Origin of the sequence: Asticcacaulis benevestitus DSM 16100 = ATCC BAA-896 (assembly GCF_000376105.1) — a bacterium.
Classification (GTDB): domain Bacteria; phylum Pseudomonadota; class Alphaproteobacteria; order Caulobacterales; family Caulobacteraceae; genus Asticcacaulis; species Asticcacaulis benevestitus.
Genome location: NZ_AQWM01000021.1, coordinates 45739 through 60474, shown reverse-complemented (window position 1 = coordinate 60474; position 14736 = coordinate 45739). Strand labels below are relative to the sequence as shown.

Genomic DNA, 14736 nt, shown 5'->3' with positions numbered 1-14736 from the left:
TGCCCCGCCTCGCAAAATGGATATCTACAGGCGCTATATGAGCGAAAGACATAGCCCCATGCGCCTGCTGACCTTGATAGCCCTTTTCCTGCTTCTGCCGTCCGCAGCGTCGGCGTCCAACTTTACACAGATAGCGCCCGGTTCCTACGGTGTGGGCCTGCGCGTGGTTGCGCAATATGATTACAGCCGTGGCTACGGCGGCGCGACCGATCCGGTCACCGGAGCGCCAAAGCAAGATCAACGCGCACGCCCCATCCAGACCCTGATTTGGTACCCGGCGGAATCCGTCGGCGCCCCCATGACGCTTGCCGACTATCTCAAATTCGGCGCAAGCGATGACAAATTCGACCTGTCCGCCACAGAGCAATCGGCTGCTGACACGGCGTTCATAGTCGGTCAGACGGCCCGACTGTCGAAAGAGCGCGCCCATGACGAACTCAGCGCCAAGATGCTGGCCCATTTTGATGCACCCGCTCTACCCGGCCGCTTTCCCGTCATTGTGTACGCGCCCAGCTTGAGTGCGGGTGCGATCGAGAATGCCGATCTGTGCGAGTTCCTGGCAAGCCACGGTTATGTTGTGATCGCCAGTCCGAGCTTCGGCGCAGGCGCGCGCGAGATGACGACGGACCTCGACGGCATCGAGGCGCAGGCGAGAGATATTGAATTCCTGATTGGCTACGCGCACGCATTGCCACAGGCCGATCCTGGCAAAATTGGCGTGATAGGCTATAGCTGGGGCGGCATCGCCAATGTCTTCGCTGCGGCCAGGGATAGCCGTATCGGCGCTCTTGTCGCGCTGGACGGATCGGTTCGCTATTGGCCTGAGATGATCGCAAAAGCCCCTTATGTGACCCCCTCGCGCCTGACAGCACCCCTGCTTTACGTCGCGGCCCGGCCCAAGGAGATAGAACATATTTCCGCAGGGCTGGACGAGACGACAAGCTTTCTGAACAAGATGATCTACGCAGACGTCTATCGCGTCACCTTGAACCCGCTCGAACATCCGAACTTCTCGTCGGTCTTTGACCAGCGCCTCTTACCCGATGACCGTTACCGCGAATTCGACAAGGATGAAATGTCGACAGCGTTTGGGTGGATGGAGACGTATGTCCTTCATTTTCTCGACGCCTATTTAAAAGCCGATGCGCCGTCCCTTGCCTTCCTCAGCCGAACACCGCGCGAAAACCAGGCACCGCTCCACATGATGACGGGCGAACTCCACAAGGGGGCCGTCGCGCCCGCAACGCGGGAAGACCTGGCCGCCCATGCCGCCAGAAACGACTTTGCCACGATCGAGGCTGACTATCAGCAATTGAAACAACGAACGCCAGAGTTTACGCTTTCAGAAAGCGAACTCAATGACTGGGGCTACAGATTGCTGGCCCTGGGCCGACGGAAGGCAGCCGTCCGTGTCTTTGAACTGTCCACGCGCCTCTACCCCTCCAGCGGCAATGCCTTTGATAGCCTTGGAGAGGCCTATGCCAAAAACGAACAAACATCGGACGCCATAAAGGCGTACACGCAATCACTTAAGCTCGACCCCACCAATGGGAACGCCACAACCCAACTGTCGATCTTGCGCGGCCGCGGAGCAAAGTCCTGAAGTCGCGACAATCCGCCGCGATACGACCCGTCAACAGGCCTTTTTAGGCGTCTTCATAGTGGCGGTAAGAACACTCAGTGCGCGCCGGCCAATCCTATCGCGGCGCGCGCCTTCAGCCGCCCCCGCACGCGGCCAGAGCCGCAATTTTGCTCAAGACAACCCTATCTGATCGGTTGCGCCAGATCGAAGCCTTCTGAAACCGTCTTGCCCCTACCCGGACTTTAGGCGGCTTAAGTCCCGTCGGCCCATGCAAACTTGCACCCAAGGCCCAAGACCCAAGACCCAAGACCCAAGGCATAGCGACATGCCGGCGGTCAAACGACCTTACAAGGTTGCGACGCGGAGCGGCAATGAAAGCCCGATCAAAATGCTCCTCCCGGGCAGATAGGTCTCAGGCGCGCAATTTACGGTCTAGACCTGAAAAAGACCGGGCTCGGAGACAGCGCACCCGGATCTGATAATTCCCCTAAAAAGCGACTAAATAAAGCCGCAATTCCGTTCAAATGTCGCGGTTATGCAAAATTAATACCTCATTAACCATTTGATAGATGTAAGTAAAATAAGTAAATACCGTGTAATGATTGGCCAATTTTAAGTTAAATTGTCGGTGTAATTTATTTATCAGTAATTTCTAACATCACTTGCAATAACGTATTGACTAAAGGTTAACGATAAATTATCACCAATTTGCTGCAACTGCGAATATATCTCTAACGACGCCCGTCAAATTTAGAAGGAATGTGCAAATGTTGGCTAGAAATATGAAACAACTGGTTTTTGCTTCGTCGATTACAATCGCTATCGGCGCGGCGGCACTCTCTCATGCTGCCTCACCCACCGACCCTATCGCGCAGAACGCGCCGAAATCCGAAGCGGCGAACGCGTCCGCCCAGGATTCATCAACCGCCGTGGCGGCAGCTCCCGCCGCAACAGCCACGGGAGACGCCACCGCAACATGCGCTGGCGCGACCTCGACTACGCCCGTTATCGCGGCCACGTCCGGCAGTTCGGCCACCCCGCCCCCTGCCACCGATCAAACTGCCAAGGTCCCTGGGTCACCTGCAACGGCTTGTAGTTCAGCCACGTCACAGACGGCAGCAGGTTCTGCCTCAACCGACGCCCAGCCAACAACACCGTCAGATACGCCGGCTCCAAAATAAACCTCTCCAACGGGCTCACACATGCGTCGTGTGGTCCCTGCGTTGACGCGGACATCGCGCCACTGTCGACGCACACGTGACTTCAAACGCCTTCCGGCACCGTCTTTGGTCGTCGGACAAAAAGGGCCCGCTCGCCGCCAAGATGACTGGTTTCTCTGAGTTTAAGCTCAGGCTGACGTGCCAGACATCTTACGGCCGGCGGGCCTACTTAGAAAAATATAGGTATACAATGAAACCTCTGAAATCCGCTCTTCTCCTGGCCCTGCCCCTGATGCTCTCGCTTTCGGCGTGCGCGAGCCACAAATATGTCGATACCAAAATTACTGGCGTGAACAGCCGGCTTGATGGTCAGGATGCGCACCTGGGTCAGCTTGACAAAACAACCCAGGAAGCCCTTGACCGCGCCACCTCTGCTGGCAAGCTGGCCGAAGGCAAGTTCGTCTATTCCATCGTGCTCAGCGACGACTCGGTCAAGTTCGACAGTGGTAAGGCTGTCTTATCTGACGCGGCCAAGGCAAGCCTGACGCAACTTGCTGACCGCCTGAAGGCTGACAACAAAAACGTGTTTCTCGAGATCCAGGGCTATACCGATGCGACCGGCACAGACGATCTAAACTATAGGCTTGGCACCGAACGCGCCGACAGCGTTCGCCGTTTCCTCAACACACAAGGGGTCGCGCTAATTCGCATGGCGTCCATCTCCTACGGCGCCGAACACCCGGTGGCACCGAACACCACATCCGAAGGCCGCTCCGCCAACCGTCGTGTCGTGATCGTGGTGCTGTCCTAATCAAGACAAAAGCGCGCTGTGAGCCAGGTTCGCCCAGGCCCAAGCGCGCTTCCTGGACGTGTCGGTGCGCTTCCCCTGGTCGGGTGAGGCGGGCATGAAATCGGTCACTGCGGTTCACGGCCGCGACGACCACGCAACGAAGACGAGTGCCAGCGCCGAACACCTCGAGCATCTCTCAAAAGCGGTCAGAACGGCGCCCCCTGATGGCACCGCAAAGCGCGGACTTGCGAGGCAGGATCCTCGCGCTGCGTGGGGCACCCTGACCTGCCGATCCGCAGCCCTGCATGGAAAGATCCCCATCCTGTCTACAACAAAGATGGGTGGGTGATTGCACTCAAAGCACCCGCCGATGGCTGTAGTCCCTTGGTCGACACCCTGCCCGCCCGCAGGACTTACATATCACCCGCAGACGTCGTAAGCCCAAAGGCGTTGAGAATATCACCATGGTCCTCAAAGATCTGGTCACGTAGACGCTCGAGTGTCGCCACGGGTACCCAAACTGCCTCTTCAGCATCATCGGCGGCCTCAACCTTGGGCACCTCACCCTGCGAAAAGCGGAAATGATAGGCGTGCGTTAGGGTGCGGCCGCGCGCCGAACGCTTCGGATCGTCAAAAACCTGGCTGCCAAGAAGATGCTGGGCAATAGCCTCTGGCGCCAGATCGAGGCCAGTTTCCTCTCGCACCTCGCGAACCGCCGCCGCAAGCAGGGTTTCATCGTCATTGAGAAAGCCGCCTGGCAAGGCCCACTGTCCCCGCCCCGGTTGCCCACCACGTTTGACCAGAAGAACGTGGTCACCATGTTCAATCACCGCATCCACCGTGACCAGGATCGGCGGATAGGGCGACACCGCCCAGCTTTTGCGATAGTCGTCGATATAGACCTGCTCGGCGTGCAGGTGCGCAAAAGCGGGCGTTGACGCAAATGCCTGCAGCCAGGCAAGAACGGCCTCCGGCACCAAATCCCGCACACCGCCCGGCCCCTCGCGCAGAAAAGCGGCGCGGATGGGCGCGGCAATATCCGGCAGGCTTTCCATCGCTACGGTTTCGACCGCGGATTTAGACGCCAGATCGGAACGATATCGGCGGTCACGGACGTGATGGAACGTCACACGCTCCGCCAACGGCCCCAGTACGGCACGGATCATGGCTTCACGTTCGCCTGCCGACCACGGCGTTTGCGTCGAAGGCGCGCAATCCGCGCCGGTAATGCATACGACCACCTGGCCGTAACGCGAACACACGTCCAGGATCACAGCCGCCTCCTCGCGTGACAAGGGGGCGAAGTGTCCGGCAATCGCAAACGGGGAAGCGTCAAGCGTCATTGGGTAGGTCCTTTGTGGGTTCGAAACGCCAAAAGACATGATCGACCCTCAAGAGCAAGAGCATCGGGGGATCACACACCCAAAGCGCATCACAGCGCGTCCGCCAGATCCTGCCACGCCTGGGAGCTCCAGTAGACGCGCGCCTGGCCCGATGGCGACGGCAGCACGCAGAGGCGCGTGCGGCCGATCTGCTCCGGCTGAAAACCGAGTGGGATGCGGCCCGTCGGGCGATTGAGCAAGACACTCGCACCGGTCTTGCTGGTGAAAGCCAGAACCTCCGGCTGATAAAGCTCGATTTTGGTGCGCAGGGCCGCCGCGTCGAGCGCACCTTGCGGCAACTGGTTGTCATTGCCAAAATGGGCCTTGCACAGGTCCGTCAGGCCGATACCGTAATCGAGCAATCGGGCATAGTCCTGCGGTTTGATCCGCTGCGGCGTCAAACCCGCCTCATGCAGAGCGCGCCAGAAGAAGTTGCCCGGATTGGCGTAGTAGGCGCGCTGTTCCGCCGAGACGCGGCCCAGAGCCGTGCCACAAAACACCACCTTCAGACCCGGCGCCAGGAGGTCTGGCACATGATCAGGTGGAAGCGAACCGAACTTATCCATGGCTGTCATTTAGGCTAGGCGCGCCCTGATACAAGGCTATTTTCGGCCTATTTCAGGCCTATTTCAGATAGGTATCGAACCAGCCGGTGATGCGGTTGTTCAGATCGCGGATATGTTCCGGTTTGCGGATGCCGTGCCCCTCGCCTTCATAGATAACCAAAGAGGTCGGTACGCCCTGCGCCTTCAATCCGTGCCACATCTCCATGGATTGGGCCGGCGGACATTCGACATCGCGCTCGCCGACATAGATAAAGGTCGGCGTCACCGCGTTCTTGATGTAGCGGATCGGCGACAGCTTGTCGTAGATCGCCGGATCGTCATAAGCCGAGGCGCCGAAGAAGGGGATCATCCACTGGTCGATGCCATTCTGGCCGTAATAGCTGATCCAGTTGGCGATGCCGGCGCCGGCTACGGCCGCCTTGAACCGCTTGGAGTGCGTCACGGTCCACATGGTCATGAAGCCGCCGTAGGAATGGCCAAAGACACCCAGGCGCTTGTCATCGACCGGCGCTATTCTCTCCACCGCGTCGATGCCCGACAGGATATCGCCCAGATCCGCCCCGCCGAAATCACGCACATTGGCGCGGGTGAAAGCCTGGCCCTGCCCGAACGATCCCCGCGGATTGGGCTGGAAAATATAGTAGCCGCCTTTCAACAGTTCATACATCGAACCGGACGCCGAAAAGCGCGGCGTGACCGCCGAGGCCGGGCCGCCATGGACGATGGTGACCATGGGATAGGTCTTGCCTTTTTCCACATCGGCGGGGGCGAGCAGCCAGCCCTGCACCTCGTACCCATCGTGCGTCCAGGTGACGCTCTTGGCCGAGAACGACACCGTCACCGCGTCATTGTCAGAGGTCACCGGCTTCAGATCCCCAGGCTTGCCAAAAGCGATGCGCGGCGCCTGGGTAAAACTTTCCACCACAGCCGCAGCCGTGGTACCCGCAGCATCGAAGGCCATGCGCCCCTCGCCGGCACTGGATGACACCGGGCCGCTCGATAGGACGCTTACACCACCCTTGAGCGGATCGATGCGCGCCACACCGGTATCGCCGCCGCTGATCAGGGTCGCCAGCACGCCGCTTTTCGTTACGCTCAAGCTGGTGAAGCTGGCCTTATAATCCGCTGTCAGGTTGCGCAATTCTCCGCCTGTCAAGGGTACGCTGTAAACGTCGCCGCCCACCACGCCAAAATCGCTCATCAGACCGCCGATAAAGAGGACGTTCTGACCATCAGGCGAGACCTTCGGCATATTCATCTGCAGCTTCGGCGCAGCGATCACCCGCTCCGAACCGTCGCGCCCAAAAGCTTCCAGTTTCGCCGTCCACCAGTTGTTGTCACCGTCGCCCTTGGCGGCGGTGCCGACAAAACCGCTGCCATCCGGCAGCCAGCTATATTCATAGACCCAGGTATCCGCGGGCGACACAAAACTTAAGTCGCCGCCTGCCGCCGGCACGGTGGCGATACGCTGTTCGTCGATAGCGCCCGCCACGCCGATTTCACCCACGAGCGCTGCGCCCGCTTGCGTCGCGCCGGTTTCCTTACGCGCGCCGACCGTTGCCAGCACCGCCAGGGTCTTGCCATCGGGCGACCAGCGTGGCCTACCGGCATTGCCCTTGATCGTCGTCACGACGCGCGCGGTCTTGCCCTCCAGCACATAGAGCGTGGTCACGCCGGACTTGCGATCAGCCGCCAGAAAGGCCAGGGCCAGACTGTCCGGCGACCAGGCAAGCGCGTCATACTTGCACTCGGCACACGGATCGTTCGTGGCGATAATCTTGCCGGACGTATCGCGCAGGGTCAGCAGGGAATGCACAGATGCGACCGAGCCCACGGTTGCGGCGGATTCGAAGGTGGCAAGGGTCTTGCCGTCGGGCGACAGGGACAGACCGTCATATTTATGCAAGGTGGCGACATCGCCGGAAAGCGCGGCAGACAAGGCAAGGGCGGCGATAAAGCTCACAGGATACACTCCATATAGGACGGATCCATGACCATAGACCGTGGCCTGACAGTTTCAAGCGATATCATCCCTCAGGCTGACGACACTTGCACCTATGCCGGAATCCGATAGGTTGGCGCAATAATGGGGGGAGAGAGGCATCATGCCCTTGACGCAACATCTTACCTGGCTCGATATCGGCATCTTCTGCGCCTATATCGGCGGGCTGATCCTGCTGGGCCTGCGCGATCGCAAACGCATGAAGCTGGCGCGCGATCACTTCCTCGCCGGTAATTCGGCCTCATGGCCCAGGATCGGCTTTGCGCTCTATGCCTCGACCATTTCCGCCACCTCGCTCGTAGGCCTGACCGGATCGGCCTACGCCCACGGTATCGCGGTCTACAATTACGAATGGATGGCGGCGATCGTGCTGACTATCTTCTGCGCCTTTGTGCTGCCGACCTATATAAGATCGCAGGTCTTCACCGTGCCTGAGTTTCTCGAACTGAGATACGGCAAGTTTGTCCGAACCTATGTGTCGGCCCTCGGTGTGGCGCTCGGCGTCTTTCTGGACGCCGCGGGCGGGCTGTTCGCCGGAGCGGTACTGTTCCAGATCATGTTCCCCGACTGGCCACTCTGGCAGGTGTGCGCCCTGCTGGCCGTACTGGCGGGCGCCTTCCTGATCGCGGGAGGCCTGCGTGCCGTCATCATGGTCGAATCCGTGCAGGGTATGATCCTCGTGATCACCTGCGCCAGCCTCGCCTTCTTTACCTTCAAGGCCGTAGGCGGCGGCAGCGTCACCGGCGGCTGGACCCATGTGATGCAGACGCTAGATCCCACACACCTAAAGCTGATCATGCCGGCCAGTGATCCCTCGATGCCGTGGACGGGCCTCTTAACCGGCGTGCCCCTGATCGGATTTTATTTCTGGTGCGCCAACCAGATCATGGTGCAGCGTGTTCTGGCGGCCAAGTCGCTCGATCACGGCCGTTGGGGGTCCTTGATGGGCGGCGCCATGAAACTGACCAATCTGTTTCTCGTCATCATCCCGGGTGCTGCGGCCGTGCTTTTGTTTCCAAAACTCGACAATCCCGACCAGGTCTTTTCACATATCGTTTTCGGGGTCATGCCACCGGGACTGGTCGGGCTGATCCTCGCCGCCTGCCTGATCTCGATTCTGGCCAATCTGTCGGGTATCTACAACTCGACCTCCACCCTCCTGACCATGGACTTTATACGCAAATTGCGTCCCGGCATGAGTGAGATGGCGCTGATACGGACCGGACAGCTGACAACCGTTGTGCTGATGGCCATCTCGATTGTCTGGGCACCGCAGATCGTCCATTTCGGTGACCTGTGGTCCTATCTGCAAGCCATCTTGTGCTACTTCGTCCCGCCGATCGCCGCGGTCTTCATCGCCGGCCTGTTCATCAAGCGCGCCAATGTGCCAGGCGCCGGCGCCGCGCTGGTGGTCGGGACGATCTCCAGTTTTGTGCTGTTCTTCGGGGTCGAGGTCTTCCACGCCATCCCCTTGCATTTTCTTGTCGCTGCGATTGTCATTTTTGCGATTTCCCTGGTGGCGCTTTTCCTGGGCAGCCTCACCGCACCGCCGCCCGATCCGGCCGTCGTCGGGCACATGATGTTTGCCAAAGACGTGTGGAAGGCCGAAACAGAGCATCTGAAAACGGTCAAATGGTATCAGAACTATCGCTATCTCAGCGTAGCGCTCCTGCTCCTGACCGGCGCCATTGTGGTCTGGTTTGCGTAACCATAATCTGGTAGCCTTCTGATCAAGCCGCAAAGGCAGGGTGTGCAACACCAAACCGAACGCTCTCAGGGAGTTAACCGCATGCTGTCGTTCATAAAACTGATCCCCCTCGCAGGCCTTGTCCTGCCTCTGGTCGCTTTGGCCGACCCGTCGGTGAAGCCGGCAGCCGACACCCTCAGCATCGATGAACCCGGCGGCGTGCCCCAAGGTTACAAGCTCGCCTGGTCGGATGAATTTGCCTCCCCGGGCCTGCCGGATGCAAGGCTGTGGCGCTACGATACCCAGGCCAACAAGCACGGCTGGGCCAATCACGAAGCGCAATATTATGCCGACGCGAGACCAGAAAATTCACGCGTTGAAGACGGCCATCTGGTCATAGAAGCCCGCAAGGAAGACCTGAAGGACAAGGCCGACTGGGGCGGCCAGCCTTATAGCTCTGCCCGACTGTTATCGAAGACCACCTACACCTACGGCTATGTCGAAGTGCGGGCGCAACTGCCCTGCGGCCTCGGCACCTGGCCGGCCATCTGGCAACTGCCCGCCATGGAGAACATGCGTTGGCCCGACGACGGCGAGATCGACATCATGGAATATGTGGGATGGGACAAGGACGTCATCTATCACACCGTCCACACCGGCGCCTACAACCACGTCAAGGGCACGCAAAAGGGCATATTGAAGGCCATGCCGGCCGTTTGTGGCGAATGGCATACCTACAGCCTCCTGTGGACACCCGACGCCATCAAGGAAGGTGTAGATGGCCGCTTCTTCTTTGAATTCCGCAATGATGGCAAGGCCGACAAGGCGAGCTGGCCCTTCAACCGCGCCCACATGCTGATCCTCAACCTGGCGGTCGGCGGTGATTTCGGCGGCAAGACCGGCGTTGATGACACGACGATGCCGTGGCAGTTCAAGATCGATTATGTGCGCGTCTATCAGAAGCCCTGAAAAAAAAGATGCCTCCTGAGTCTCGGGAACTCAGGAGGCGCTTTGTGTTGTCGACACGACTGTTGTTCCGTGGCGACACCCCACCCCCAAATTCATGTCGAGGCAGATCGGCAGACTGCGTCCCGTCTTGCAAGGGGCGTTCTGCGACGTTTCCAGACTAAGCAAAAATTCAAACAAAGGTCAACAAGTTGTGACAACGTTGTCAATGTAAATTACGGGGACGAATTTTTCCTAATATACTGCATTATATGATATTTTTATTTATATTTATGAAATAATTTTTATTAAAATGTGAAATTATTGTCCTGTTAAACTGACAATAACGCCAGACAAACGAGCCAATTTTGTCCACAAAAGACGTCACGCACGCCTCGCTGTACGAGATTTTCTCATCAATATCAGTGCGTTACATCGCCACACTGCCTATTGCGGCCTATTGCGCCGCGTGGTATCTCTACAAAAAACTCCAGACAAAGACATCATGGCCGACATCTCCGACCGCAAGCCCACTATCATTGATGTCGCCTCCCGCGCCGGCGTGTCCATCAAAACCGTATCACGCGTCATCAACGACGAGCCACATGTGTCGGCCGCCATGCGCGACCGCGTCAGGCAAGCCGTCAACGAGCTAGGCTTCGAGGCCAATGAATCAGCGCGCGGCATGCGCAGCCTGACGCCGGAAAAATCCTACGTCGTGGCTCAGCTTTACGGCGATCCCGGCGGCGCCTATACCAGCGACGTCCAGATCGGCCTGCTTAGCCGATGCCACTATTTCGGCTACCACCTGGTGGTCGAGGAACTGGACTATCAAAGCCCCGAAATCGAGCGTCGCACCCGTGATCTGGTCCGTCGGCTCAAGCTCGATGGTGCCGTGCTGACCGCCCCCCTCACCGACAACGAAACGGTCCTGGGCGTGCTCGATGACGCCGGCGTACCCTATGTCCGCGTGGCTCCTGTGACCGAACTGCGCCACCTGCCCTCGGTCAAAATAGATGAAAAACGCGCCGCCTACCAGCTGACGCAGCACCTGCTGGCTTTTGGCCATCGCCGCATCGGCTTTGTCCGCGGCCTGCCCAACCACTCCGCCACAATCTTGCGCTTTGCCGGCTTTGAACAGGCCATGCACGAGGCCGGCCTAACGATCGATCCAGCCCTGATTGAAGACGGCGAATTCCGCTATCATGCCGCCATGCCGGGCGCACACCGCCTGCTCGACCGTTCGGATCGCCCCACCGCCATCTTCGCCAGCAATGATGAAATGGCGGCCGCTGTCATCACTGTGGCGCACGAAATGGGCCTGAAACTGCCCGACGACTGCTCGATCGTTGGTTTCGATGACATTTCAACCTCAGAAATGCTGTGGCCATCCCTGACCACGGTCCGTCAACCGGTCGAAAAACTGGGCGCCGCCGCCGGAGATCTTCTGTTCACACGCCTGTCGCCACTGGGCGGTCCATCCCTCAACGGCAACTCCTGGCCCGATCCGGCCCCGCATCAAATCCTGCCGCATGATATCGTCCTGCGCTCGTCAACCGCGCCGTTGCGCCGCGGCAAGACGAAATAGCTTGGCACGGGGTCAAGAGCGTCCTACCCTGCGACACAGCATCTAGGGACATTTCATCGGGGCATGACATGACCTTCTCGTCTTCAATCGCTTTCAGTCGTTTTTTCAAACTGCTTAGCGAAAATTTTCCGCTGATCTTTCTGCTCGGCCTGCTGAGCTATGTCCTGCCCGACCTCGCCTTGAGCTTCATCGGTAATATCTATGCCGATATCGACGATGCCTACAACAATGTCTTCACCTCGATAACCTCGTCCTGGGTTGGTCTCGTGGTCGTCCTGCTGGGCATCTTTTTGTACCTGCTCAATATATCGATGGTCACCGAGGTCGCCATTCTGCGCGCTGTCGGCAAAACGCCCCGTATCAACCAGATTATCGCCAGCGCTCTGCACAACGCCTTGCCCATCCTGGCGATTTCGATCTTGAGCGCCTTGTGGATCGGGCTTGGCTTCATCGCCCTCATCATACCCGGCATCATCCTCAGCCTGGGACTAAGTGTGGTTATCCCATGCTACGTCGGAGAACGCCATCTGGGCGTCATCGGCGCCCTCAAGCGCTCCTTGTTCCTGACGCGCAACCACCGCGGCTCGATCTTCCTGATAGGCCTGCTGAGCGGCATTGTCGTCGCCATACTCACCGGCATGGTGGCGGGCTCAATGCAGATGTCCTTGCTGCCACACACCATCCTGACGCCGCTGACCACCGCCGCCACCGACATCCTGGGCGTGTTCGGCAATGTGCTTTACGCCGCCATCTACGTCACCTTGCGCGAAAGCAAGGACAAACGCGATCCCGAACAAACCGCGTCCGTATTTGAATAAGCAAACACTGCCCCGTCCAAGCCCACCCTCGCCCTATTTGCAGACAAAGCGCCCGCCTCGAGCGACATAGCGCCATTCGCCACCGATGTGATGGGATCAGGCACGCCTAAGTCTGCCCTTCAACGACGACCAGCCCACGCCCGTCATCTATAGCTTCCCACCGCGCTTGGAACCTGTCCTTGTCATCACCCTTTTGGGTAAGGGATCCAGAGGCCGGATATAAGCCTTCATCGGGCTAGACCGGCGCTGCGTTCTTATCCTTGCGGCGTTTGCCGAGCAACATCCGGCTCTCCAGATGCGCGCGCAGCGCGCCGTAATAGGCCCGAAGAAAGCTCTCGTCGTTCGGCGCATCGTTTTGGGGATCGACCCAGCCGATGCGCGCCTTGATCTTCACGGCCACCGCCCGCATGACCGTAGTTTTACGCTCACGTAAGACCTGCTCCAGCACACTCAGCTCCATCTCGCCATAGGCCAGTTGCTCCGGCGTAAAGCTGATGCCAAGCCCACGATCACTTTCGAGATCGGCCAGGTCATAGCTGAGCGACGCCTTGGGCATATGCACCACGCGGGTACCGGCCAGGAAATCACCCAGCCGCGCGTGCTGCGTGTTGAACAGGGGCAAAAGAAGCATGCCCAGCGCCCACAGGCCGGCCAGCCAGGCGCCAAGACTATGACTGCCTGCGACCATGACGAAGACCAGAGGTACCGGCAGGTAGAGCTCAACCTCGCGCATGGCGTTACGCGTAAAGACCGCCGCAGGCGTCAGGCGACCACCGTCCTGCGAGATGACACGCAACTTCATGGCGCGCTTGCCAGGTGTGGCAGCGCGCGCGCCCATCTCGAAAAAGATGAAGTAACCAGACCGCAAAAAGAACAGGAAGAACAAGGCGATGATCTGCAGGAAGGACGCCAACGCCTTGTTCTTGTTATCTTCGAAGACATGCTCCAGCGGCAGGATCAACCAGACGATAAGGACAAGTATCGGCACCACGATCATGATCAGGATGTCGATGACCAAGGCCCCTACCCGCTCGCCAAACGTGGCGTTGATAAAGGGCAGGATCACGCCTTCGGGCGTCAGGATTTCGCTGGCAGTACGGCCATATTCGCCGTAGGGCGCATCGCCGATCAGGTCGCGTTTTTCGCGCTTGGCCATCAGGCGTCCCCGCTCTTGCCAAAGCGGTCGGTCGCGGCCTTGCCGCGGCCGACCCCCGTGAAATAGAGGCACCAGATGGTCAGCATGACGAGGCCTATGGCAAAGCGCACCATCGTGTCGGTGATCGTCTGGCGACCGATGCCTTCCAGACACCCCGCGATGGTCAGCATGATGGCAACGCCGATCATGGCCGTACCAGTAAGAAGGCCAGCTTCGGCAAGGGCTGTGCGGCGGCTGGCATCACCCGGAAACATCAGGCGCCGCGCGATATGGAAACCACAGGCGCCGGCGATGATGATGGCAAAAAGTTCAGTCGTGCCATGGATCGTCAGCCAGCCGGCAAATTCAACGCCCATGCCCTTCTGTGCGAACAGCCAGACCATGGCGCCCATGGTGATGCCCGTATAGAGGATGAGCGCGAAGGTCGGCAGGCCGAAAAAGGCGCCAAGCGCAAAGGTCGAGATAGCGACCCCGACATTGTGGGTCATCAGAAAAACGGCAAACGGCGAAAGGGCATGATCCCCGCCGTCGCCGATGGTCTTGCGCAACTCCGCCGCCGAAGAGCCGACATCGCGGCTCCCCTGCTCCCCCGGCAAAAGAAGGCCATACCAGCTTGAATCGTGGCTGCATAACAGCCAGCCGGCAAGAATACCGGTGACAAAGATCGTAAAGGTCAGAGCGATCTCACGCGCCAACTGACGCACAGCCGACGGCCAGGCGTGGATGAAGAAGCCTTTGAGGACGTCCTTCAAGCGGGTCTGAGGACCGTATACGTAAACATAGGCGCGCACGCACAGGGCCTGCAGATAGGTGATCATGTTGCGGTCAAGCGAGATCGACTGCGCCATCGACAAAGACGACATGGCCGAACGGTAGAGGACCGGCAGGTTGAGCAGTTCCTCGATGGAGAAACTGCCAAGGCCACGTTTCTCGACCTTGTCGAGCTGGCTCGACAAAGCGCGCCAGTCTCCCTGACGGGCCTCGCGAAATTTCTGGCTCTTAAGACGCAGAACGGGCTTTGGTGCGGCGGTGTGCGGGATCGGCTGATCGGTCATTCTTT

General features: G+C 59.1%; 12 protein-coding genes. 7 read left to right on the top strand and 5 right to left on the bottom strand.

All coding sequences use genetic code 11. The features are described 5' to 3' along the window. Window positions 1–58 precede the first annotated feature (58 nt). The 3 genes from B060_RS0116860 to B060_RS0116845 all read left to right on the top strand — a co-directional run bounded on the left by B060_RS0116860 (window position 59) and on the right by B060_RS0116845 (window position 3553). On the top strand, window positions 59–1603 hold the full coding sequence (locus tag B060_RS0116860) for a tetratricopeptide repeat protein (protein ID WP_035423414.1): 1545 nt from the start codon (window positions 59–61) through the stop codon (window positions 1601–1603). A gap of 761 nt (window positions 1604–2364) precedes the next feature. Continuing rightward, window positions 2365–2763 carry a hypothetical protein gene (locus B060_RS27305; protein WP_157405664.1) on the top strand — a complete coding sequence of 133 codons (399 nt, stop codon included), beginning with the start codon at window positions 2365–2367 and terminating at the stop codon, window positions 2761–2763. Window positions 2764–2992: 229 nt separating this feature from the next. After that, window positions 2993–3553: an OmpA family protein gene (locus B060_RS0116845; protein ID WP_018082980.1), complete on the top strand. Its 561-nt coding sequence runs from the start codon at window positions 2993–2995 to the stop codon at window positions 3551–3553. Window positions 3554–3945: 392 nt separating this feature from the next. Here B060_RS0116845 and B060_RS24985 read toward each other — a convergent pair whose 3' ends face one another. From B060_RS24985 to B060_RS0116825, 3 genes are all read right to left on the bottom strand, one after another. Further along, window positions 3946–4875: an NUDIX domain-containing protein gene (locus B060_RS24985; RefSeq protein WP_018082978.1), complete on the bottom strand. Its 930-nt coding sequence runs from the start codon at window positions 4873–4875 to the stop codon at window positions 3946–3948. Between the two features lie 89 nt (window positions 4876–4964). Beyond that, complete coding sequence (locus B060_RS0116830; protein WP_018082977.1) at window positions 4965–5480, bottom strand: mismatch-specific DNA-glycosylase; 516 nt, start codon at window positions 5478–5480, stop codon at window positions 4965–4967. A gap of 58 nt (window positions 5481–5538) precedes the next feature. Next, window positions 5539–7443, bottom strand: coding sequence for a S9 family peptidase (locus B060_RS0116825; RefSeq protein ID WP_051081103.1), 1905 nt, complete (start codon window positions 7441–7443; stop codon window positions 5539–5541). Window positions 7444–7585: 142 nt separating this feature from the next. Here B060_RS0116825 and B060_RS0116820 point away from each other — a divergent pair, with 142 nt between their 5' ends. From B060_RS0116820 to B060_RS0116805, 4 genes are all read left to right on the top strand, one after another. Next, the gene (locus B060_RS0116820; protein WP_018082975.1) at window positions 7586–9190 is read left to right on the top strand and encodes a sodium:solute symporter family transporter; all 1605 of its coding nucleotides are present in this window, start codon (window positions 7586–7588) and stop codon (window positions 9188–9190) included. 81 nt (window positions 9191–9271) lie between these two features. Further along, window positions 9272–10138 carry a glycoside hydrolase family 16 protein gene (locus tag B060_RS0116815; RefSeq protein WP_018082974.1) on the top strand — a complete coding sequence of 289 codons (867 nt, stop codon included), beginning with the start codon at window positions 9272–9274 and terminating at the stop codon, window positions 10136–10138. A gap of 481 nt (window positions 10139–10619) precedes the next feature. Continuing rightward, complete coding sequence (locus B060_RS0116810) at window positions 10620–11702, top strand: LacI family DNA-binding transcriptional regulator (RefSeq protein WP_018082973.1); 1083 nt, start codon at window positions 10620–10622, stop codon at window positions 11700–11702. Window positions 11703–11770: 68 nt separating this feature from the next. Next, the gene (locus tag B060_RS0116805; RefSeq protein WP_018082972.1) at window positions 11771–12520 is read left to right on the top strand and encodes a hypothetical protein; all 750 of its coding nucleotides are present in this window, start codon (window positions 11771–11773) and stop codon (window positions 12518–12520) included. A 235-nt stretch (window positions 12521–12755) separates the two neighbouring features. Here B060_RS0116805 and B060_RS0116800 read toward each other — a convergent pair whose 3' ends face one another. Together B060_RS0116800 and B060_RS0116795 are read right to left on the bottom strand one after the other, a co-directional pair. Next, on the bottom strand, window positions 12756–13676 hold the full coding sequence (locus B060_RS0116800) for an RDD family protein (protein WP_018082971.1): 921 nt from the start codon (window positions 13674–13676) through the stop codon (window positions 12756–12758). Then, window positions 13676–14731: a stage II sporulation protein M gene (locus B060_RS0116795; protein WP_018082970.1), complete on the bottom strand. Its 1056-nt coding sequence runs from the start codon at window positions 14729–14731 to the stop codon at window positions 13676–13678. The genes B060_RS0116800 and B060_RS0116795 overlap by 1 nt, the downstream gene beginning before the upstream one ends. Window positions 14732–14736: the final 5 nt, after the last annotated feature.

Coding starts and splice junctions, on each gene's coding strand:
- B060_RS0116805 (WP_018082972.1), top strand. CDS start 11,771: ATGACCTTCTCGTCTTCAATCGCTTTCAGTCGTTTTTTCAAACTGCTT.
- B060_RS0116860 (WP_035423414.1), top strand. CDS start 59: ATGCGCCTGCTGACCTTGATAGCCCTTTTCCTGCTTCTGCCGTCCGCA.
- B060_RS0116815 (WP_018082974.1), top strand. CDS start 9,272: ATGCTGTCGTTCATAAAACTGATCCCCCTCGCAGGCCTTGTCCTGCCT.
- B060_RS0116810 (WP_018082973.1), top strand. CDS start 10,620: ATGGCCGACATCTCCGACCGCAAGCCCACTATCATTGATGTCGCCTCC.
- B060_RS0116800 (WP_018082971.1), bottom strand. CDS start 13,676: ATGGCCAAGCGCGAAAAACGCGACCTGATCGGCGATGCGCCCTACGGC.
- B060_RS24985 (WP_018082978.1), bottom strand. CDS start 4,875: ATGACGCTTGACGCTTCCCCGTTTGCGATTGCCGGACACTTCGCCCCC.
- B060_RS0116820 (WP_018082975.1), top strand. CDS start 7,586: ATGCCCTTGACGCAACATCTTACCTGGCTCGATATCGGCATCTTCTGC.
- B060_RS0116845 (WP_018082980.1), top strand. CDS start 2,993: ATGAAACCTCTGAAATCCGCTCTTCTCCTGGCCCTGCCCCTGATGCTC.
- B060_RS0116830 (WP_018082977.1), bottom strand. CDS start 5,480: ATGGATAAGTTCGGTTCGCTTCCACCTGATCATGTGCCAGACCTCCTG.
- B060_RS0116795 (WP_018082970.1), bottom strand. CDS start 14,731: ATGACCGATCAGCCGATCCCGCACACCGCCGCACCAAAGCCCGTTCTG.
- B060_RS27305 (WP_157405664.1), top strand. CDS start 2,365: ATGAAACAACTGGTTTTTGCTTCGTCGATTACAATCGCTATCGGCGCG.